This window comes from bacterium, assembly GCA_023150945.1.
Classification (GTDB): Bacteria; Zhuqueibacterota; Zhuqueibacteria; order Zhuqueibacterales; family Zhuqueibacteraceae; genus Coneutiohabitans.
On sequence record JAKLJX010000006.1, the window covers coordinates 63,274 to 83,687 of the forward strand.

General features: G+C 58.6%; 16 protein-coding genes and 1 pseudogene. 6 read left to right on the forward strand and 11 right to left on the reverse strand.

Features of this window, described 5'->3' with window-relative positions; genetic code table 11:
* The first annotated feature begins 305 nt into the window (after positions 1-305).
* Together L6R21_09825 and L6R21_09830 are read left to right on the forward strand one after the other, a co-directional pair.
* Positions 306-3,440, forward strand: coding sequence for a T9SS type A sorting domain-containing protein (locus L6R21_09825; GenBank protein MCK6559484.1), 3,135 nt, complete (start codon positions 306-308; stop codon positions 3,438-3,440).
* A 303-nt stretch (positions 3,441-3,743) separates the two neighbouring features.
* On the forward strand, positions 3,744-6,320 hold the full coding sequence (locus L6R21_09830) for a beta-propeller fold lactonase family protein (GenBank protein ID MCK6559485.1): 2,577 nt from the start codon (positions 3,744-3,746) through the stop codon (positions 6,318-6,320).
* A 275-nt stretch (positions 6,321-6,595) separates the two neighbouring features.
* Here L6R21_09830 and L6R21_09835 read toward each other — a convergent pair whose 3' ends face one another.
* The 3 genes from L6R21_09835 to L6R21_09845 are packed head-to-tail and all read right to left on the reverse strand — an operon-like array spanning position 6,596 to position 9,098.
* Positions 6,596-7,162 (reverse strand): class I SAM-dependent methyltransferase, encoded by a 567-nt coding sequence (locus L6R21_09835; GenBank protein ID MCK6559486.1) that lies wholly within the window; start codon positions 7,160-7,162, stop codon positions 6,596-6,598.
* Positions 7,159-7,749, reverse strand: a complete 591-nt coding sequence (locus tag L6R21_09840; protein ID MCK6559487.1) for an inosine/xanthosine triphosphatase — start codon at positions 7,747-7,749, stop codon at positions 7,159-7,161. Before L6R21_09840 ends, L6R21_09835 begins: the two co-directional genes overlap by 4 nt.
* Positions 7,746-9,098: a 5'-deoxyadenosine deaminase gene (locus tag L6R21_09845; protein ID MCK6559488.1), complete on the reverse strand. Its 1,353-nt coding sequence runs from the start codon at positions 9,096-9,098 to the stop codon at positions 7,746-7,748. The genes L6R21_09840 and L6R21_09845 overlap by 4 nt, the downstream gene beginning before the upstream one ends.
* Positions 9,099-9,524: 426 nt before the next feature.
* On the opposite strand from L6R21_09845, the gene L6R21_09850 reads away from it, so the two are divergent.
* On the forward strand, positions 9,525-10,589 hold the full coding sequence (locus tag L6R21_09850) for a PA0069 family radical SAM protein (protein ID MCK6559489.1): 1,065 nt from the start codon (positions 9,525-9,527) through the stop codon (positions 10,587-10,589).
* Positions 10,590-10,658: 69 nt separating this feature from the next.
* Here L6R21_09850 and L6R21_09855 read toward each other — a convergent pair whose 3' ends face one another.
* Entirely contained in the window at positions 10,659-12,086 is a 1,428-nt protein-coding gene (locus L6R21_09855) for a geranylgeranyl reductase family protein (GenBank protein MCK6559490.1), read from the reverse strand.
* Here L6R21_09855 and L6R21_09860 point away from each other — a divergent pair, their 5' ends adjacent.
* Complete coding sequence (locus L6R21_09860) at positions 12,087-13,481, forward strand: DUF3187 family protein (GenBank protein MCK6559491.1); 1,395 nt, start codon at positions 12,087-12,089, stop codon at positions 13,479-13,481.
* 178 nt (positions 13,482-13,659) lie between these two features.
* Here L6R21_09860 and L6R21_09865 read toward each other — a convergent pair.
* The 6 genes and pseudogenes from L6R21_09865 to L6R21_09890 all read right to left on the reverse strand — a co-directional run bounded on the left by L6R21_09865 (position 13,660) and on the right by L6R21_09890 (position 18,240).
* Positions 13,660-13,877, reverse strand: a pseudogene (locus L6R21_09865) (hypothetical protein).
* Complete coding sequence (locus tag L6R21_09870; protein ID MCK6559492.1) at positions 13,796-14,224, reverse strand: hypothetical protein; 429 nt, start codon at positions 14,222-14,224, stop codon at positions 13,796-13,798. Before L6R21_09870 ends, L6R21_09865 begins: the two are co-directional and overlap by 82 nt.
* A gap of 462 nt (positions 14,225-14,686) precedes the next feature.
* Positions 14,687-16,357 carry an acetaldehyde dehydrogenase (acetylating) gene (locus L6R21_09875; protein MCK6559493.1) on the reverse strand — a complete coding sequence of 557 codons (1,671 nt, stop codon included), beginning with the start codon at positions 16,355-16,357 and terminating at the stop codon, positions 14,687-14,689.
* A 488-nt stretch (positions 16,358-16,845) separates the two neighbouring features.
* A complete protein-coding gene (locus L6R21_09880; protein MCK6559494.1) occupies positions 16,846-17,757 on the reverse strand; it encodes a DNA-3-methyladenine glycosylase in 912 nt (303 codons plus the stop codon).
* Positions 17,754-17,927, reverse strand: coding sequence for a hypothetical protein (locus tag L6R21_09885; GenBank protein MCK6559495.1), 174 nt, complete (start codon positions 17,925-17,927; stop codon positions 17,754-17,756). Before L6R21_09885 ends, L6R21_09880 begins: the two co-directional genes overlap by 4 nt.
* A complete protein-coding gene (locus L6R21_09890; GenBank protein MCK6559496.1) occupies positions 17,920-18,240 on the reverse strand; it encodes a nucleotidyltransferase domain-containing protein in 321 nt (106 codons plus the stop codon). The genes L6R21_09885 and L6R21_09890 overlap by 8 nt, the downstream gene beginning before the upstream one ends.
* A gap of 200 nt (positions 18,241-18,440) precedes the next feature.
* Here L6R21_09890 and L6R21_09895 point away from each other — a divergent pair, with 200 nt between their 5' ends.
* Positions 18,441-18,743, forward strand: coding sequence for a hypothetical protein (locus L6R21_09895; GenBank protein ID MCK6559497.1), 303 nt, complete (start codon positions 18,441-18,443; stop codon positions 18,741-18,743).
* The gene (locus L6R21_09900) at positions 18,740-18,955 is read left to right on the forward strand and encodes a hypothetical protein (GenBank protein ID MCK6559498.1); all 216 of its coding nucleotides are present in this window, start codon (positions 18,740-18,742) and stop codon (positions 18,953-18,955) included. The genes L6R21_09895 and L6R21_09900 overlap by 4 nt, the downstream gene beginning before the upstream one ends.
* A gap of 181 nt (positions 18,956-19,136) precedes the next feature.
* On the opposite strand, the gene L6R21_09905 is transcribed toward L6R21_09900, so the two are convergent.
* Positions 19,137-20,396, reverse strand: a complete 1,260-nt coding sequence (locus tag L6R21_09905; GenBank protein ID MCK6559499.1) for a VCBS repeat-containing protein — start codon at positions 20,394-20,396, stop codon at positions 19,137-19,139.
* Positions 20,397-20,414: the final 18 nt, after the last annotated feature.

The following is a 20,414-nucleotide window of genomic DNA, read 5'->3' on the forward strand; positions in this document are numbered from 1 at the left end:
TGCTCAGCAACGGTGGCACCGTTGCTCTTGGCGCCTGGAGCCGGGCGTCGTGACCGCCCGCCACGGCACAGCCGTGGCGAGATCATCGCCGACAATCACTGCGGCCTTGCCCCCTCGCCCGAAATCCTCCTTGACCTTCTCGTCGTCAAAAGCGAATTTCCGCCACGGGGAAGGGGATTTCCTCCCGGCACAGCAACCACCCCATCATCCAATTCCATCACTTTCCGTCCCAACCAATCCTCTCGGCACGGCAGCTTTGACGCGGCAGGAAAGGCGGCAGTTCACCTTTTCAGCAGGGAGGTTTTATGTCGAGCAAATTGCAAGTTGTGGCGCTGGCTTTGACTCTTTCCAGTCTGTGTGGCCAGAGCCTCGGGCAGAATGGTTTCTCATGGACCAATCACTCGATCGGCGGCGGGGGATTTTGCCTTGAGATTCGCTTTGATCCCTACGACATTTACCGGCCAGCAGGAAGCCCACCCACGCTCTATTTGGCAACGGATGTTTCCGGGCTTTATCGCTCCACTGATCTCGGCAATTCGTGGCAGCCGGTTTGGGATCCCGACCCCACCAGTGAAAGCGATGTTCCCGATGCCTACCTCACCACCGTGGCTTTCAACCGAACCAACGCCCGGCTCATCGCCGGCAGTGCCGAGGGCATCTATTATGGCCCGGCGGCCGGCGGCGACTGGCGCGCCGCAGTGATGCCGGCGCGCAATGATCCCGGCGTTCCGGTAATGCGTGCAGAAGATGGGCGCTTTCCGTGGATTGGGATCATCCGGGAATACCCATTGAACACGGATTTCATGCTTGCCGGCATCGGTGATCTGCGTGAAAAGCCCGATACGCAGCATGGCCTGGGCGCGCTGTTGCGCTCTATCGACGGCGGACAGAACTGGGAGCTGGTCAGCCTCGACGGCGCTGAAACAGACGAAATCGTCTATGACATCGACTATGTCACCAGTTCCAGTAACAGTGACAGTCTGCACGTTTTCATTGCCACCGGTCATACTCTTCAGAACGGCCAGGGCTATGCTTACAAAGGCGCCCTCTACTACAGTAACACGCTGTTTCATCCAGATCCTGACAGCATCACATTCGTCAAGATTACCAGCCTGCCCGCCAGTAACAACAAGCTGGTGACGAATGTGGTCAGTCTGGTGCCGTTGTGCAACAGCCCTCTGCCCACGCCCGTCGGCGCTGACTCACCCCTGCATCTGTGGGCGACTCGCTATGCTCAGAATGACGGTGAGGGCGGCGGTGTTTATCGTGCCGTCACCACGCTGGATTCGTTGATTGCCCTCGCTGCGGAGCCGCTGTCGCATCAGGCCACCTCGATCAATCAGCCGGACTGGAAGAGCAAACAGGTTGACAAGCGACTGGGGCGGTTGGCTGCCAAAACCGGCGCCACACGCTCCAATTTCCAATTGTTCCTGGGCAAAGAGCTGGGCGAGGAAATTTATCTGGCGGTCACCAGTCATGCGCTGGCAGGCGGCATGAATGTGTTTCAGCGCATCGTCTCGCCAGAGTGGGGGACAAGCGATTGGGGCTATCGCGAGCTGGACAGCGATGGCAACACCCAGCTTCGCTTCGGCAGCCTCACCTTGAATCCCGAAGATCCGAACAACCATCCCATCGTTTACGGTTGTTGGGGGTATGGTCCGCTCAAGGCGCCGCCGCCCGGCAATGAAACCGGCGAGGTCATTGACAACACCTTCCCCCTTCCCCGCTTCGATTCACCGCGTTCCTTCCGGCAAATTTTCACCACCAAAGCCGGCACGGATGCGAGTGGCGATGAGGCATACATCAGCCGGGGCATGGACGAAGTGTTCTTCAATGGTCAAATACCGGCTTTCAAACCTGTTGATCCCAAGGTGGTGTTGCTGGGCTGCGGGGATAACGGCTTGCTGCGCACCGCCGATATTCATGAAAGACCAGTGAGATGGTCGCAGCGCAGGCTGGCGACGTCGCAGTGGTACACTTCGAACGGCAATACTTTGAACCAATTCATTTATCATCTCGCGTTTCATCCGTTGAACAGCAACACCGTGCTCGTCTCAGCCGGCACGCGCAATTTGCGGCCGAACGACGCTGGCCGGGGCGGATTACTCCAAAACAATCTCGCCGGCGCCGGCGGGCCGGAAGATTGGGCGATCATTGCCGGCGGACCGAGCGTTGCCGGTGGTGGCACCTTTGCCGGCCTGCCAGATGCGATGATTCATGCGTTTGTCTTTGACGTCAAGGATGACCGCAGAGGCGTGTTTGCCGGCGTGCGTAATCATGGCCTATATTACGCGCGGCTCAATGCTGATGGCACGCTCGATGGCAGTTACAACAATGGTCAATTTGCCAAGATCACGGACGCTGATCTTGATGCTGTGATTCCGACGAGTTCCACTGGTGGTCATCATTATTATTCGCGCCTGATGTTCGACCCCGACAGCGCCGATCATTTGTACGTTTCCCGGCACTGGCCCGCGGGCGGGGTGTTCAGGATTAAGTTGGTGAGCAACAGAACCAATCTTGATCCGGCAAATTGTATCGTGCAGGTGGAGGAGGTGATCAAGGGGCGATTCAACGGCGCAGCCGCTGAAACTGGTGTCGATACTTCCAAGACCGCAGAGGTGATCAATCTCTTGATCACCCCGACGCACGTCTTTGCCGGTGTGACTGGTGGACATCAGGCTGACCAGGATAGTCTAAATTATGCCGGCGGCTTGGTACGATGGGAGAAGAACGATGTAGCAGGGAGAAGCTTTTGGAAAATTGGCGGCCCCGACAGTCTGGGAAGGCCAGGTTTCAATATAGCCATTGGCGGCTTGGCTCAAGATCCAGCCAATCCCAATACCATCCTGGCAGTGACCTATCGCTTTGGACTGCGGGCAGATCGACTGATCTCCAGCGGCAAGTATCGAGGCGAGGACAACTACAAGCTCATGAATCTCTGGCAAAGCACCGATGGCGGCGAGACGTTCTCTGCCCTGCCCAACAGCGTAACCCAGCACAAATGGCCCGATGCAGTGACTTTGGCGTTCGTGCCTGGCATGAACGACACGCTTATTATGCCCACGCACGGCAACGGTATTTGGATCGGAACAAGACCGGATGGCGCGCCGAAGATCGTCGCCCAGCCGGATTCCACTCGAGCCGATGATGGGTTGCCCAAGCGCTTTGCCTTGCATCCCAATTATCCCAACCCCTTTAATCCGGTGACCGTGATGAAGTTCGATCTTCCCAAAGCAACTCACGTGACATTGATTATCTACGACGTGTTGGGCCGTCGTGTCCGGACACTCATAGATGAGCCAATGAAAGCCGGCTATCATGCCAAGATCTGGGATGGTCGCAATCACCAGGGTGTTTCTGTAGCTTCGGGAGTTTATTTCTACCGGCTACATACCACCGAGTTCGATAAGGTTCGCAAGCTGGCAGTTGTAAAATGATATCGCGTTGCGGCGCTCTTTTTCCGGCGCTGCTTGATTGAGAGCACAGAGTCGCCAGCACTGCAGGCATGGTTGTATGGAATCTCGCTCTACACAAAGGGAGAAGGCGGAAGAAAGCCGCGTTCTCCCTTTTCCTTCCATGCGTTTCAGTCGAGAACAAGAATGAGGCGGTCCGTCGAGTTTACGTGAACGGCTCGGGAGCTCGCTTGGTCTTTCTTCAGAATGAGCTGAGTGAGAGTATAATGTCAAGTATCCCCCCTTACAGCGTTTTGATACTCAATTTGCCTGAATAGGACTATGCTCATGTGTCAGGATGAATTCAAATGCCAACCAAGTCCCCTGCCATTCCGCAGACAGGCTGTTCGTATTCGAACCTTTGGCATGGCTTTGTTTCTTCTGTTTTCCTCCCTTTACGCTCAGCAAGCCGACTTTGTATCGTTCATTGCCGACACTCACTTGGATCATGCCATTATCTGCTCTCCGGACGGCAAAAACGTCTACGCCAGCGGCAGTTACACCATTGCCGTTTTTCAGCGCCGTGACGGTATTGACACAATCGCGGTTATTCAGGTTCTCAACAATGATCATGAGGGTGTGCACGACGTTCACAATGTGTCGGATCTCGCCCTCTCACCCGATGGTCGCTATCTCTACGGCGTCTGTCAGAACCAGCAAACCTTGCTGCTCTTCACCAGGGATACAACCAATGGCAAGATTGTTCTGAAGCAAGTCATACAGGACAGTGTCTTTGGCCGGCGACGTGGCACCGTGCCCTTTGTGGAACGCAATCACAAGCTTTTGATTTCACCTGATGGCCGGCACCTTTATTGGTTTTACAGTGGCATCGGTCTGGTAGCAACCTTTGCTCGTAATATTGAGAGCGGCGAGATCGAGAAAGTTCAGGTTTTGAGAAACGGTGCGCCCGAGTTGGGTGGCCTCAATGTTCCAGCGTGGATTGCGATCTCGCCCGATGGAAAGCGTTTTTACGGCGGTGGAAAGAATGGCACTAGAATGACAATCATTGGCCGCAACTCGGTTTCCGGGAAAATCGATTACCAAGATCTCTATGACATAGGTCCGACACCCGATGGACGTTGGGAGTATGGAACGGTAACAGAGTCTCCGGATGGACGGCAAGTTTATATAACCAACGCAGCGACAGATGCACTGCTTGTTTTGAGCTATGATTCAAAGAATGAGCGATTGATGCTTTTGCAGAAGATAACTCAAAACAGCCCCGATAACCTGGTGGTTTCTTCGGATGGCATGCATTTATATTTTCTTCATTACGACAATGCCAGTTATTTCGCCTTGTACCAAAGAGATGACAGCACTGGTCTGCTTACGGCCGTGAATGATCATCTGCTCAAGATCGACTACTACACCTCCGATCAACCCTCGCGCATTTGCATGTCGCCCAATGGAGATGCCATATATATGATTGATGGCCGCAGCCGGCATTCGATATTTAAAAGAGATGTCTCCACAGGAGCACTGTCGCTGGCCCAACAATTCAAAAATAATATTGGCGGCACCGACCGGTTGCGCGGCTCGCGCTCCGTCGAAGTCTCCCCCGATGGTCGCTTTCTCTATGTGGCGGCGCGCTTCGAAGATGCAGGCATCAGCACCTTCTCCCGCCAGCAAGAAGATGGCATTCTTTCGCTCGTGGGAAGTGATGCCCTTGCGAGCCTCAACGCGATGGTCATGGCGCCCGACGGCAGGCATCTTTACGTCTCAAGCTTCGAGAAGGGCACCCTCACGGCTTTCGCAATCGATCCCGCCAGTGGTGACTTGCAGCTTGTTCAAACCCGGCAAGACTCTCTCGTCTTGCCAACGTATCTGGAATGGGGTGGCGCCATGGTCTTTGCCCCGGAAAGCTCGCATCTCTATCTCAATGACAAAATGTTCCTGCGGGTTTACCACCGAAATCATCAAAGCGGCGAAATCTCCCTCGTGCAAAAGCTCGATTGCCGGCCCTATGGCTTGTTCGAGATCGTCTCCATGACGCTTTCACCCGATGGCAGGAACTTCTATTGCAACCACGTCGGCAACGATCTGTTGCAAAAGATTGCCACCTTCGAGCGCAATGCCCAAACCGGTGAACTTTCCTTTCAAAGCAAAGTGACAACAAATAACGTTTCCGGCTATGCCGGCATGGCCATCAAAGTTTCTCCGGATGGCAGACACGTCTATGCCTCCACCGCCGATTTCGACGCCGATTTCGATGGTGAGCCTGCCATTGCGATCTTCAAGCGGAATTCAATTTCAGGCGAACTGTCTCTGTTGCGGAGCATGCTGATCAGCGGCTGGACAGAAATTCGCGATTTGGAGATCTCTTCCGACGGCCTTGAAGTCTATGCGCTCGTCAGCGGCATCGGCTATAGCGCGAGCTTGCTCGCCTTTTTCGAGCGCGACAGTGTTAGCGGCGAGCTCACGCAACAGGAGAGTTTCCAAAGCTGGCGCAACGGCGTTTATGGCATGTTTGACCCGGCAGACTTGACGCTTTCACCCGATGGCCGTTTTCTCTACGTCGCCGATTTGGGCGGCATCGCCACCTTTGCCACCGGTCGCAGCAATACGACTTCAGTTGCCGATCCCATTGCTGCAACTTCCCCAACCCAATTTTCCCTCTCACAAAATTATCCCAATCCCTTCAATCCGGCAACGACCATTCGCTTCGAGCTGCCGCACACCGGGAGAGTCAACCTTGCGGTCTACAATCTGCGCGGTGAGTTGGTGCGCGTGTTGATCGAGGGCGAGCGGCCTGCCGGCAGCCACCGCGTCGAGTTCGATGCCCGCGGCCTGGCTTCCGGGATTTATTTCTATCGTTTGGAAAGCGAAGGCTTCAGCGCGACGCGCAAGCTGGCGGTGGTGAGGTAGTGTCCCTCCGATGAGGTTCCAATCGCGACCGAGCCGGGGTTTCCAAAGCTTCAAAAGGCAGGGAAACCGCGAAGTATTCCTGCAACGGCCAGGCCATTGCAGGAATAGTTAGCCGTCCGAAAACGCCACCGCCCGGGCGCTTCGCCATAAACAAGTACACGTCTTATTCGGCCTGTGTACGCCTCGAGGCCAAGCGCCCGGGCGGTTTCTTCATTTCTGGACGGACACCATTTATGTCAAACGCAGGAAAAGCGCTGGCAAAACGCGCTGCGCCGTCACACAGACGGCTGCACCAGCCATTGCTCCTGCAGCCAGCTTCGCCGTTGCGCCAGCAGGCGCCAGCCGCTGCGCGTGAGGTGCGCCGCCACTTCGGCACTGCGCAAAAAATGAAGCGGCTCACCCAAAATCTGCCGCGCACAATTGCCGGGCTTGGGCGGCGCCGTCGTGAACAGGAAAAAACCCTCCGGCGTGAGCACGCGCCGGCTCTCGCGGAAAAATGCCGCGACATCCGCAACGTACTCGCTCACTCCGATGGCAGTGATGAAATCAAAAGACTGGCCGCGAAAGGGCAAATGCTCGGCGTGCGCCGCCAGCTTCGGCGAAGCGTGCAATTGCCTCAGCATCGCCGGCGAAGCGTCCACGCACACGCGCCAGCGGGCAGCCGGAAACAGCGCCAGCGCATCGCCGGTGCCGCTGCCCACATCCAAATGCCGGTGAATGGGAAGTTCAATCTGCTGCAGCAGCGCGGCGAGCTGCCGGCCTTCCTGTTGCAGAATGAAGTGCAGCGGCGGCAGGCGGCGAAGGCGGGAGTAGATCGGCGCCTTGATGCGCCACAGACTCATGGCAGGTTGTACAGTTTTTCGTGATAGAAGGGCGCCAGCGCTGCGAACAGCGCCAGCTCGAAAGCCTGCTGGCGATTGAGAAAGCCGCGGCTGAGCACGCCAAAAGCGCCGTCCTGATTGCGCACGCCGCTACGGCCGGCATAGCGGTCGATGACCGCGCTGAGCTCCTCTTTTTTCTCGATCACCGCGCGCGTGACCGCCGGCGGCACCGGCATGCTCATCGAGCTGCCGTAGTGGCCGAGGCCGCCGCGCTCGGCGAAGGCCCAACTCTGCAAATGCACGCGCTCGATGCGCGCGGTACTGAGGATGAACAGCCCGCCCTCCAGGCCGATGGCAAAATCCACCGGACCGAATTCACTCTCGACCAGTTTGCGCACCGCTTCGGCGCGATTGCGCGCCCCGCGGCGAATCTCATGAATCGAGAGCGGCACTTCCGACACACCGCTTTCCACCTCGCGCGCAATGTAGTTGATCCGACCCGGCCGGTAGCCGAGCAGCGGCGCGACCTGGCTCATCACTTCGCGCACGGCTTCCAGTTTCGGCGGCCGCAGCGATCCGATCGCCACCCGCAATTCCCCGTCGTTCATAAAGCCACTCGCAGCAGTAATTGCCGCCATTCGGCCCGCGCCTGGGCGATGGTTTGCGCGAGGTCGAGCTGCGGAATTTCCCCACCCGCATAACACACCCGGCCATCGACCATGGTGAGCCGGACATCGCCGGCGCCGGCGGCATAAACGATTTGTGAATAGACCTCACTCAAATTGGGCGGCGTTTGATGCACACTCTCGAGGCGCAGCAAGGTCAAGTCCGCCTTTTTGCCCACCTCCAGGCTGCCGATTTCGCGGCGCAATCCCAGACCAGCGGCGCCCTCGATCGTGGCCATTGCCACGACGGCCTCAGCGGAGAGCGCTTGCGGGCCGTGGCGAATCTTCTGAATCAAACCCGCCAATTGCATCTCCCTGAAAATGTCGAGGCGGTTGTTGCAGGGCGCGCCGTCAGCGCCCAAACCAACGGTGACGCCCGCCCGCCGCAGTTCGACCACGGGCGCGAGGCCGCTGGCCAGCTTCAAATTCGATCCGGGACAATGCGCGACCGCGGTGCCGTCCCGCGCCAGCATCTGAATGTCCTCCGGCTTCGCCTGCACCGCGTGCGCAAAGCAGCAATGCCGGCCGGCAATGCCCACATCATGAAAAAAGGCCACGCTGCTGCGCTGTTTTTGCGCCTGCAGGATGGCCTCTTCCTCCGCAGTCTCAGCCGCATGCGTGTGCACCATGCAGCCTTGTGCGGCCGCCGCTTCCGCCACCGCGCGCAACAAGCCTTCAGAACAGGAAAGCGCAAAGCGCGGGGCATAGGCATAGCGCAGCCGGCCGGCGGCAGCGCCGTGCCAGTGTTGCCGCAGGCGCTCACTTTCCCGCAGGGAATCGGCGGTGCTTTCGCGCAAGCCCGCCGGCGTTTGGTCGCCGAAATCCATCATGCACTTGCCGCCCACCAAGCGCAAACCCCAACGCTCGGCTTCGGCAAAGACTTCATCATAATGATGCACGCTGCCCATGTCCAAAATCGTGGTCGTGCCGCCGGCCAGCAATTCCACGATGCCCAGCCGCGCGGACAGGCGCATCGAAGCGGCATGGTGCGCGGCCTCGAACGGCCAAATTTTCTGCTGCAGCCAGTCGAGTAAACGCAAATCTTCGGCATGATTGCGAAACAAAGTCTGGCACAGATGAATGTGGCTCTGCACGAAACCCGGTAGCAGCGCGCAGCCGCTGGCATCGATCACGCGCGCCTCCGGCGCAGCCGGCAAGGCAATGTTGTCCGGCTCATCTGCCTGCACCAGGCGCGCGATGCGATCGTCTTCCACCAGCAAATCGCCGTGAAAAACCTCGCGGGCCGGATTCATGGTCACGAGCAATGCGTTTTTGAAGAGGATACTTGGCATCTCTCTATTCGTCGTGGTGACGCGATTGGCGCTGAACTTAATATTTCAGGTTCGCAATCGCAATGGACTTTTCCATGATGAAGACGCAGCAGAGGCCGGCTGACTGCCGGCTGATAATCCGCGCATTGATTTGAAGGCGCAATCCCCCTCCTGCTTGATGGGGCAAGTCAACGGCGGTTAGTGTCACCGTTTTCGGTAAGCCTGCCTGGGTATGATGGAGAACACCCACTCACTTATTTTGACTATGTCAGGCTGCGTGCTGACCCACCGAGTTCGCAGAGAATTCAGGCAATTTTGCCTGCGAACTCCGCGACCCAGTGTTGATGCTCAGAATGTGACATTGTCGATTTATGTGAACAAAAATACCAATATTGTGCTTGCAGGTTGCCTGTCAGGAGATTATTTTGGTGAACAAAAAGAACTAATATGACGCCAGAATATCTCATCAAAGGCCGCGGAACCACGCTCAACCCGGGCAATCGTTTCGAAAAGCTCAGGGTTGAGATCGACCCGGAGTGGCTGGCGCAGGAGGGCTTGCCGGCCGCGCCCACGACCTACTTCGTCGACAACAGCAACTCGATTCTTTCGAAAAACGACAGCCCGGATGTTCCTTTCACCTACGGCCTCAATCCCTATCGCGGCTGCGAGCACGGCTGCATCTATTGCTATGCGCGGCCCTCCCATGAATATTTCGGCTGGTCCGCCGGCCTGGATTTCGAAACCAAAATTTTGGTGAAGCCACGGGCGCCGGCGCTGCTGGAGCAGGAGCTGCGCAAGCCCGGCTGGCGGCCGCAAGTCATCGCGCTCTCCGGCAACACCGACTGTTATCAAATCGCGGAACGGCGGCTGCGCCTGACGCGCGGCTGCCTGGAGGTGTTGCTGCGCTTTCGCAATCCCACCGGCATCATCACCAAGAATGCCCTCCTCCTGCGCGATCTCGATCTGCTGCGGGAGTTGGCGCGCTGCAATCTGGTCGCGGTCACGATTTCGATCACCACGCTGGACAATCAGCTTTGCCGCAAAATGGAGCCGCGCACCTCGGCGCCGGAAAAACGGCTGACGGCGATTGGCCGGCTTGCGGCTGCGGGCATTCCCGTGGGCGTCAACTTCGCGCCGGTAATTCCGGGACTCAACGATCATGAAATGGCGGCGGTGCTGGCCGCGGCAGCGGAACGCGGCGCCACCAGCGCGGGCTATATCATGCTGCGGCTGCCCCATGCGGTCAAAGAGCTGTTCACGAACTGGCTGGCCGTGCATTACCCCGAGCGCGCCGCCAAGGTGCTGAATGCGCTGACCGAGATGCGCCAGGGCAAACTCAATGATTCTTGCTTCGGCTCGCGCATGACCGGCGCCGGCGAGCGCGCCGGCATGATCGCCAGGCTGTTCGAAGTCTGCTGCCAGAAGTACGGACTCAACCAGAACGACTCGCCGCTTGCCACCACTCATTTTCGCCGGCCCTCGGCGCAGGCGGATTTGTTCGAACACTCGTAACGAATACAAACGCCCTCTCCCTTGTCCCCTTGACTCCTTGTCTCCGTGCCTCCTTGACTCCTTGTCTCACTACGTGAACAGCAGCCGCAAATACGTCAGCGGTGAGGCCAGCGCCTCTTTCGGCGCTTCGTTGGCCATCATGCTCGAAATCCATTGCGCCACTTCGATGCTCTTCGCCGCTTTGCCGATCACCAGATTGAGCAAAGGCCGGATGCGGCCAATGCGCTGCAGCATGAAACTGGTTTGCAGCTCGGGACCGATGGCCTGCCACAGCGAATCGGCATACTCCTGTAGTCCGGCCGCGGAATAATCGCCGGCCGTGCAGGCGTGCGCTGCCACCTGCGCCGCGAGATGCCCGGAATAGATGGCATTGCTGATGCCCTCGCCGGAGAAGGGATCGATCAAGCCGGCGGCATCACCCAGCAGCATGAAGCCGTGGCCGTGAATTGGCCGGCGCTTGCTGCCCAGCGGCAAATTCCAGCCGCGAATGTCCTCCAGCGGCTGCGCCTGCGCGAATCGTTTTTTGAAATGGGGAGATTGCGTGGCGGCCAGATGCGCCGCGCGCAGATTGATCTTGCGCTTGCGAATCTCGGAATGCAGTATGCCGATGCCGACGTTGGCCAGTCCGTCTTCCAGGGGAAAAATCCAGAAGTAGCCCGGCAGCACGTCTTCCACGAAATGAATTTCGATGTAGTCGGTCAGCTCGCTCACCCCGCGATAGTAGCAGCGCGTGGCCACGCACCAGTGCCGGCTGTCATGCTCATAGAGGCCCATGCCGCGCGCCACCACGGAATCGAAGCCGTCCGCGCCCAGGACGATCTTCGCGCTGAACTCGCGCTGCATGCCGCTGCCGCGCTCGCGGCCGGCCACGCCCACCACCGTCTCGCCTTCTGTGCGAAGCTGTTCGACGATGAAATCTTCAACGCAGGCGGCAGCGGCCTGCCTGGCGGCGCGGAACAGCACATTGTCGAACACCAGCCGCCGGCACACATACCCATGCACCAGCCGTTTGGACTGCGGCGGCGTGAAGGAGATGCTCGCGGCTTTGCCGTTGGGCGCCGAGAAGATGATGCCGCGCGCCTTCATTTTGGGCACGAGCTGGAGATCCTGCTCCAGGCCCAGTTCGCGCAGAAAGCGCAGGCCTTTGCCGGAGATGGCATCGCCGCAGATTTTGTCGCGCGGGAATTTGCTTTTGTCGAGCAGCAAGGTTTTCAAGCCGTGGCGGGCGCAATAAAGCGTGGCGGTCGCGCCCGCCGGGCCGCCGCCCACCACGATCACGTCGTACTCCTCCCTGCGTGTATTCAGATTCTCCTCCTCAAAAATTTTGGCCGTGGAAATTCGAAGCCGGTCACTGGCCCGGCGATGGCCGGGCTGCAGCATGATCTTGCACGCGAGATGGTAGCAAGATTTGCCGAAATCAGCAAGCCCTTTGACTTGATGCTTGTTTTCCGGCTGGAATGACTGTATTTTGCATTCGCACAAAAAAGGAAGAATCACGTGTCCCACACTCACCCGCTTGCTTCGTTGCTCAGTCGCGCAGCTCGCATTGGCATTTCTGCCCCGCGCGCGGTCATTTTTCCCCTCATTGGGAGCGCGGCGCAAGCGAGGCTCGTCCTGAACGCGAGAAAAAATTCCTGCGAGTATGATAGAACAAGAAAGCCGGTCACCGCCCTGAAAGCTGCCCTCCTCTCCCTCGCGCTGCTGGCGCACAGCCAGCTCGCGGCACAAGGCTCGTTCCGCGGGGAACCTGTGAAGACTGAGCCGTGGACCATCGCGTCCGAAGATTCATTCGGCATGAAAGAAAGCGAGGCAAACGACTCTTCAGAAACCGCCCGCGCTGCCGCAGGCGACACGATTCAAACCGTCACCCGCCGTGGTCCATTGCACGCACGCAACCAATTCCCGGTGGCGCTGCCCTTTTTTGTGTTCACCGCGGAACCGGCAGCGACTCTGCCGCCGTCTCAGCTCCGCCTCGAACTTTCGTACGAGCGTGCCAACACCTTTGTCAAGTCCGGCGGCATCGTGGCGCAGCTCGAGTTGCCCGGCCGCCGCAATCCCTTCACCGATGAAACCGTGCAGCGCATTGTGCGCAGCAATCCGGCGGTGGATGCCTTTCTGCTCGATTGCGAGGTGAGCCGCTGGCGGCTGCGCCTCGACTATGCGCCGCTGGCGCAACTCTCGTTCGCTGCCGAGCTCCCGGTGCTGCGCTTCGGCGGACAGTTCATGGACCCGGTGATCGAGCGCTTTCACCGTCTCTTCAGCATGCCGGACGGTGACCGGCCGGATTTCCTGCGCCACGATGCCAATGTGTTTTTGTACTTCGATCAACAGCTTTTCTTTGGGGGTAAAGCCAGCCTGGCGGGAATCGGCGTGGGGGATTTGTCGCTGCTGGTGAAAAGAGAATTTGCGACCAGCGGAAAGCTGCGTCCGGCGCTGGCCGTTACTGCGGCTCTCGAGCTGCCGACCGGCAACGAGAAAAAACTGCGCGGCAACGGTTCCGTTGATTTCGGCGTGGCGCTGTGTGCTTCATGGGCCTGGCAACGCAACTGGCTGGACTTGAACCTCGCGGTGACCAAACCCGGACGCTGGGAGATTTTGCCGGAACTCGATTTGTCTCCGATTTATACCATCATCTTGAGCTACGAGCATTCGTTCGGCAAGCGCCTTTCTCTTTTGATGCAAGATCGCCACACCACCAGTCCCCTGGCCGGCGTGACGAGTGAAGGCATCCGCCGCATGGCGCATGAAATCACCGCCGGCGTGAAGCTCGACGCCAGCCACGGCTTGCGCTGGAGCATTGCGGTGACGGAGAACTACGCCTATTTCAACAGCTCACCGGATTTGGGGTTGCAGGTGGGGGTGGAGGCCGGCTGGCCGTGGAGGCAAGACTAGGGCCTGTCTGAGAAATGTTCGGACTAAGATCCTGGAAAAGTTGCGGAGCAATCTGCGCGAGTGGCGGATTGAGAGACTGAAAGTAGTTGCACAACATCACCTCTGCCGCGAAGCGCAGCGGAGCAGCGTCAGGGACAAGCGTGTGTCGGGCAGCGACTTGGCGACGAATTCGCTTCGCTCACTTGAGAAGGTGGTCATACTCATCGTGTGTGCCAATCCAAAACCAGGTAACCGTATCTGCCTTGAGCAATCCGAGCGCTCTGTATCCTAAACCAATACGACCGAACAGATAGGCTGTCCGTCTTTCACCGGCTTTAAGAAAAGGCTGGGGTGCGCTGGTTTATCTCTCCACAACTTGTAGGCGTGCCGTGCGCGTTGGCGGATTTCTGAAGGCAAGGCCCAATAATGTTTCCAGAACGATTTGGTCGTTTGCGACTGCATTGGTGCTCGATGAATTCGCCGCGTTCATCGAACATCGGCAGCACTTTGCCTTCGTTGGTTTCAGCCTCGACTGCCGCCACCAGTCCAGCTAACTTGGCATTGTCGGTCCCTGCAAATTGTTCATCCCACAAGGCCTCATCGGTGGCGATTTCTTCAAATGTTTCTTCGGTGGGCAGCGGATGAGTCTTGAAAAAGAGCGCAAACTGATGGAGCTGCACCGCTCGCGCCAGCGGCACCGCCTCAGCAATGTCCGTAATGGCCTTCACCAAGTCCGCTTGTGTTTGCTGTATCTTTGTCGCCATTATTTGTTCCTGACGATAGTTCTATGACGCTCACTATCAACCGTTTGCTTACCGACTCCACAAATAAGACAAATTTCGAAGCAATGCAAACACCGTTTGTCTGTACAAACACTTTCTCAAAGAGAAATTTTCACGCGGGCCAGCCGTCTGATCGTGACCGCCCGGAACAAGTCACGCGACGTTCCGCCCTCCGAATGGCGCGAAGCTGACGGTTCCGGCACAGCAGCCAATCAAGCCGGTTTACATCAAGAAGTATCCGTCTCGTTGACGGAGACAGAGGAGGCTGAACGGAAAACCCGAGGAACTATCCGTTTGAGGTCAGCCCGTTGCCCGCGGAAGATAGTGGTGGCCATTTGATAGCCTTTCCTGACTTGCCCGGAAGCGTTTCTGAAAACGGGCTTTTTTATTGCCAGGAAGTTTATCTGGCCTGAAGACATTGCGCGAGGTATGTCGGACAATCCTTCATTTGCGTTTGGAAAACTCAGCGACAATCCTATCCACCTCCTCCGCACTCAAACCGCTGGTGCCGAATTTCTGATCGGCAGCAGCCGGTGCCGCCGCCATGGGCTTGATCGCAGCCGGCGGCGGCATCGTCGCCACCTCGGCGCGGGCAGGCGCCACCGGATTCCCGGCAGCAACGGGCGGTGTGCTCGACAATGCCGGCCCTTTGCGGGAGACGTCGGAGGACAGCGCTTTTTGATAGGGGAACTCATTTCTGCCGCGCGCCTCCACGGCAACCGCAGGCCGCCAGGCGCCGGTGTCGCGCGGTTTTGCCAGCGGCTTGGTTTCCCACGCCACCCGCTTGATGTTCATCAAATGCACCGGCCCGATGTTGTCGCTGGTGATGTTGCCGCCATACGAGCCGCAGCCCAGCGTCATGCTGGGATCGAGGTCGGTGGTGTAGCCCACCGCGCCGATGGCCGCCGGCGAATTCACGATGATGCGAAACGCGGGCTTCTGCAGGCCGAATTGCAGAATGAGGTCGCGCTCCTGGCAGTGAATCGCCAGCGTGTGGCCGCGGCCACCGAAGTTGAGCAGCTCGATGCAGCGGTCGCAGCCCTTCTGCCAGCCGTCTTCCACGTAGAGCGCGAGCACCGGCGCAAGCTTCTCCATCGAAAGCGGGTATGGCTTGCCCACGCCGGCGAGGCGCGCCACCAGCACGCGCGTGTCATCCGGCACGCTGAAGCCCGCAGCCGCGGCAATGCGCTGCGGTGACTGCCCCACCATCTCGGCGTTGATGCGAAAATCCGGCGTGACCAGGGCCTTGGCGACTTTGTCCGCCTCGCTGTCATTCAAAAAATATGCTTTCTGCTTGTGCAGCTCCTCGAGCACGCGATCAGCCACCGGCGCATCGACCACCAGCGCCTGCTCCGAGGAGCACAGCGTGCCCCAGTCGAAAGTCTTGCCGGCGACCGCATCGGCCACGGCTTTGGGAATGTCCGCGCTGCGGTCGATGTAAACCGGCACGTTGCCGGGCCCCACGCCATAGGCCGGCTTGCCGGCGGAATAGGCCGCGCGCACGAGTCCCGTTCCGCCGGTGGCGAGAATCACCGCAGTATCACGATGGCGCATCAGCTCGTTCGTGCCTTCTTGCGAGGGCAGCGATAAACAGAGACACAAATCCGGCGGCGCGCCCGCGCTTTCCGCGGCTGTGCGCATCACATGCACGGCGGCCAGCGTGCATTCTTTGGCGCGCGGATGCGGAGAAACCACCACCGCATTGCGCGCCTTCACGCTGATGAGACACTTGAACATCGCGGTCGAGGTGGGATTGGTGGTGGGCACGATGGCGGCAACCACGCCCATCGGTTCGGCAATCTCGATAATCTTCTTCTTCGCGTCTTCACGAATGATGCCGACCGTCTTGAGCGCTTTCAGACTTTCGTAGAGATCGCGCGTGGCGAATTGATTCTTGATGATCTTGTCGGCGACCTTGCCGTACTTGGTTTCCTCCACCGCCTGCCGCGCCAGCCGCTCACTGGCCTTGAAGCCGGCCTCGGCCATAGCCGCGACCACGCGATCGACCTGCTCCTGGGAGAACGTTTTGAAGGCGAGCTGGGCCGCTTTCGCGCGCTGCATCAGGCTGCGTACTTCCTGCAGAGACTGAAGATCTTGATCGAGAAGGGCGGACATGATTGCTCCGGATGGTCGATGCGGAAGGGTGTCAATGACAGATGTCATGCTTGCGGCGCGCACGGCAAGCGCGGCCGAACGGCATCCATTCCCTCTGAGGTTGCGCTGTCTCTTCCCGCTGGAATTCAATGGCCGGCAGAAAATCTAGCAAAAGATGTTTCATTCGCAAGCGATTCTTCTCCCCGAGCGCGCGGGCGGGCCTGGCGTATTGCCAGTCTGAACGCAGGTGGCGTTGCCTTGAAAAGCCCGGCCACCATCACCGTCATCCAACTGTCATCCAGTATGGATCCTGTGAAGATTGAGGCACACGCCCGTGTCATTCACCTCAAAGGCTCAGCGCGAACACGCGAAGAATGACTCTCTTGATTTTGAAACGCTGCGCTCTCCGCGGCTCCGCGGTGCAAGTGGTTGCATTGTGGTCAAGAATCCTTCAGAATCCTATTCAGGCTTTGAGCGCCTGATGGCATGGAAACTGGAGCAGCCGTGCGCTAGGCGCCCAGCGCCAAGCCCGTCAGCAAATAATGCACGGCCAGATTGGTGAAATTTCCCCAGCGCTGCGCGAAGGCGCGGATGGTGTCTTCCGTCTGCGGCTCATCATTGCAATAGAAATGTTGAATCGCCTTGCGCACACCGAGATCGCCGGCGGCAATGGCGTGGCCGCGGCCGAGTCCGCGCGCCAGTAGCCAGTCGACCGTCCACCGGCCCACACCGCGCACAGGGAGCAAGCGCGCGGCGATTTCTTCGTCCGGGAGTTGGGGCAATTGCTGCAAATCCAGACGGCCGTCGCGAATCGCTGCCGCCAAGCCGATGATATACTCGGATTTTCTCTCCGTGAATTGCAGCCGGCGCAGGGAGGCGACACGCACGCGCGCCAATTTTTCCGGCGTGGGGAAGGCAAAATACCTCCCGCCGCCGAGCGAGAGGCGCTCACCGTAACGCCGCACCAGCCGGCTGCGCACGGCAAAGGCAAACGGCAAATTGATCTGCTGCGCGCTGATGGAAGTAACCATCATCTCGAACAGATCGGCGGTCAGCGTCGGCCGGAACCCGCGGAATTGCCGCGTGAGCCGGCGCAGAACCGGATCGTGTTCGGCGAACGCATAGAATGCGTCGAGCGGAAATTGCAGGCCGAGAATGTGGCGGGCAAGCCGATCGGCTTCCGCCTGGACGCGCCGCGCGCGCGTTGCAGGAACCACCCGATAGCGGACTTCATTTCCCTCGGCAAAAATTTCCAGCATATGCAAGCGCGCGGCGCAGGCAAAGACTTTTCTGAAAACTTTGCCATCGTACCAGTTGGCGGCATCCTCGCCGAAAGCCCGGTAGCGCCGCAGCGTCAGGCTGAGATTGACCGTGCCGGTTTCAGCAATTGCTCTTAACACTTGGCAGAGAAGGAAGGTCATGAAAAACCAACAGGGCTTTCCAAGCTTTTTCGGCGGCCTGCTGACAGTGAGTGATAGATGGCCGTATCAAGCAACGGCTCTGGTTCCTGCGCGAGGTTGTGCGCTGAGGCCAGATCGTGCTGCGCGATGGTGAGCCATTTTTGAATCGCCTCGGACTTGGCTTCATCCATAGAGTACCCGCCCTTGAGTAATCACTTTGTTTGTGAGTGAGGTCGGAATACGGCGGCTGCGCTCGGCTTCGGCTTTCGTCTTGACGATGATATCCTTCGGAACGCCGAGACCCCTCAGACAGCGATGCGCCCGCCTGCTGCGTTGCACCGGCCGCTCGTTGCTATCAGCCACGATCACCAACAGGTCGAGATCGCTGTCGGTGTCTGGTTCCCCCCAGACATGCGAGCCGAATTGGATGATCTTCTCGGGCTGCAGCTCAGCCACCAGCCGCCGCGTAATCTCGCGCAGCAAAGTTTCTGGAACATCCTTCATGATTTGCTTCAAATGGTTGCAGAAAGCTACTCGGGTCTTGGAGAAAAGTCAAGCCGCGGCTCATTCCCGCCCACGGCCGCTGCGCTGCAAAAATGTCAAATGATAGTTGACAAGGAAAATTTATATTGTGAAACATGAAAGTCTACTTCGACAACTGCAGCCTGCAGCGTCCGCTGGATGAGAAAAAGCAAGTCCGCGTGATGGTGGAAGCGGAGGCGGTTCTGTCTCTTCTGGCGCTCTGTGAGTCAGGAAAACTGGAGCTGGTTTCCTCGGAAGTTTTGTTGTTTGAAACACTGAAAAATCCGGACGTCGCCCGCGGCCATGAATTCACTCTGCAGAAAATAAATGTGCTCGACGCTTTGCATCTCGCCTCGGCAGAGGCGATTCAAGCCGATTGTTTTTGCACGACTGATGACAAGCTTCTGAAGGAAGCGAGAAAATTGAAGAAATTGAAAATAAAGGTGGTTTCACCAATTCACTTGATCGAGGAGGTTTCCTCATGACCCTGCAATTGAAACCGCTTACGGAGATCACTCACACAGCGATTCAAGTCTTGTGCAAAGAGATTGGCGTTGTGAATACCATCCGCTTCATCAACCAATTCTCCACCGGCCACGGGAATTACACAGAAGAGCGCCGGCAATTGTTCGGCGAATTGTCACTCGACAACATCGTGGCTGAAATCAAGCAAATGAGAAAGCCCGAGCCCTCATGATTCGCGTCCTGACGGGCTTCGAAGAAGATGACCGTCCGCCACTGCTAGATTCGCTCGCCAGGTTGCTGCCCGCACGCCGGCGAACCTTATGTTGTCCATTCGTTTCTGCTGCCCACCATTACCGCCGCTGAGGGAATACAGCTCTGTACCTGCCGGCTTCGCCGTCCTGTCAAGCCGCGGCTCATTCCCGCCCCAAGCCGCTGCGCTGCGCATTGCGCCGGAACATCGGCCACTCTTGCGATTGCAACACCGCGCTGCCGGCCGGCAACCAATCCTGCAACAGATGAATCCCATTGTGCGCACCGGCAACGATCTCGCGCCGGCCATTGCCGTCCAAATCAGCCACCAGCGGCGAGGCATGCATTTCCGCGCCGCACGCCACCGGAAAGCCGGCGAGCGGCCTGCCGCCGGCGGCAAAGCCGTGCAGCAAATGATCGCCGCCGCCGATGATCACACCGAGTCCGCCGCCGGCCAGCGCGACCACTGCCGCGGAGCTGTTCATCTCGTAGCCGAGGCGCACCGGCCAGCCCAGCAGACAATCGCCGGTGGCGCTCCACGCGTGCACCGCGCCGTCGGTGGTGGCGAAAATGAGATCGAGTTTGCCGTCTTCATCGAGATCAGCGATCACCGGATTTGCATGAATGCCTTTGCCGACCAGGCGCGGAAACGGCGGCAGCTCGCTGCCCTCCAGTTGCAACACATGCAGAAAGCCGCTTTCGTCGCCGGCAATGATTTCCACGCGGCCGTCGCCATTCAAATCCGCCAGGCTCGGCGAAGCCGGCGCATCCATGGGCAGGCGAATGGGGAAACCGGGAGAAGCCTCTCCGGAAAGACGCCAGGCATAAACGTAACCGCGACTCGCTTCACCGGGCGTCAGAGTCGTGATCACCAGCAAATCCTCGTGCCAAGCCGGAGTTGCCATGGCCCAACCTTGCATGCGCTGCGGCCAGCCGGTTGCGGGTTGGCCACGCCGATTGCACACGAACATCTGCTCATGGCCGCCAATCGCGAGCAGGGAATCCGCAATGATCACCGGCGAAGACCAGACGCGATAGCCGAGATCAATCGGAAAGCCGGCGACCTTCGCGCCGGTGAAATGCCAGCCGTGCAACCGGCCGTCATTCCCGCCGATGAAAATCTCGGGCTGTTCATCGCCGTCAACGTCCCACAACGCCGGAGAAGAAAACGCGCCACCGGCGATGCGTTGCGGCCAGTTGGGCAGATCGCGCAGGGAGTCATCGAGCAAATAGCAAAACCCATCGAAGGAGCCGATGACAATCTCCAGGCGGCCGTCGTGATCGAAATCATAAACAGCAGGCGAGGAGACGGTTTCTGCGGCAGTGGCGCGGAAGAGATGGCCCGGAGGGAAGTTTTGTTGACCGCAACTGATCAACAAGAATACAGCAATTTTGGCGAAGCCGCTGCCTGCGTGTTGGACCACGGAGCTGCCGAAGTTCTG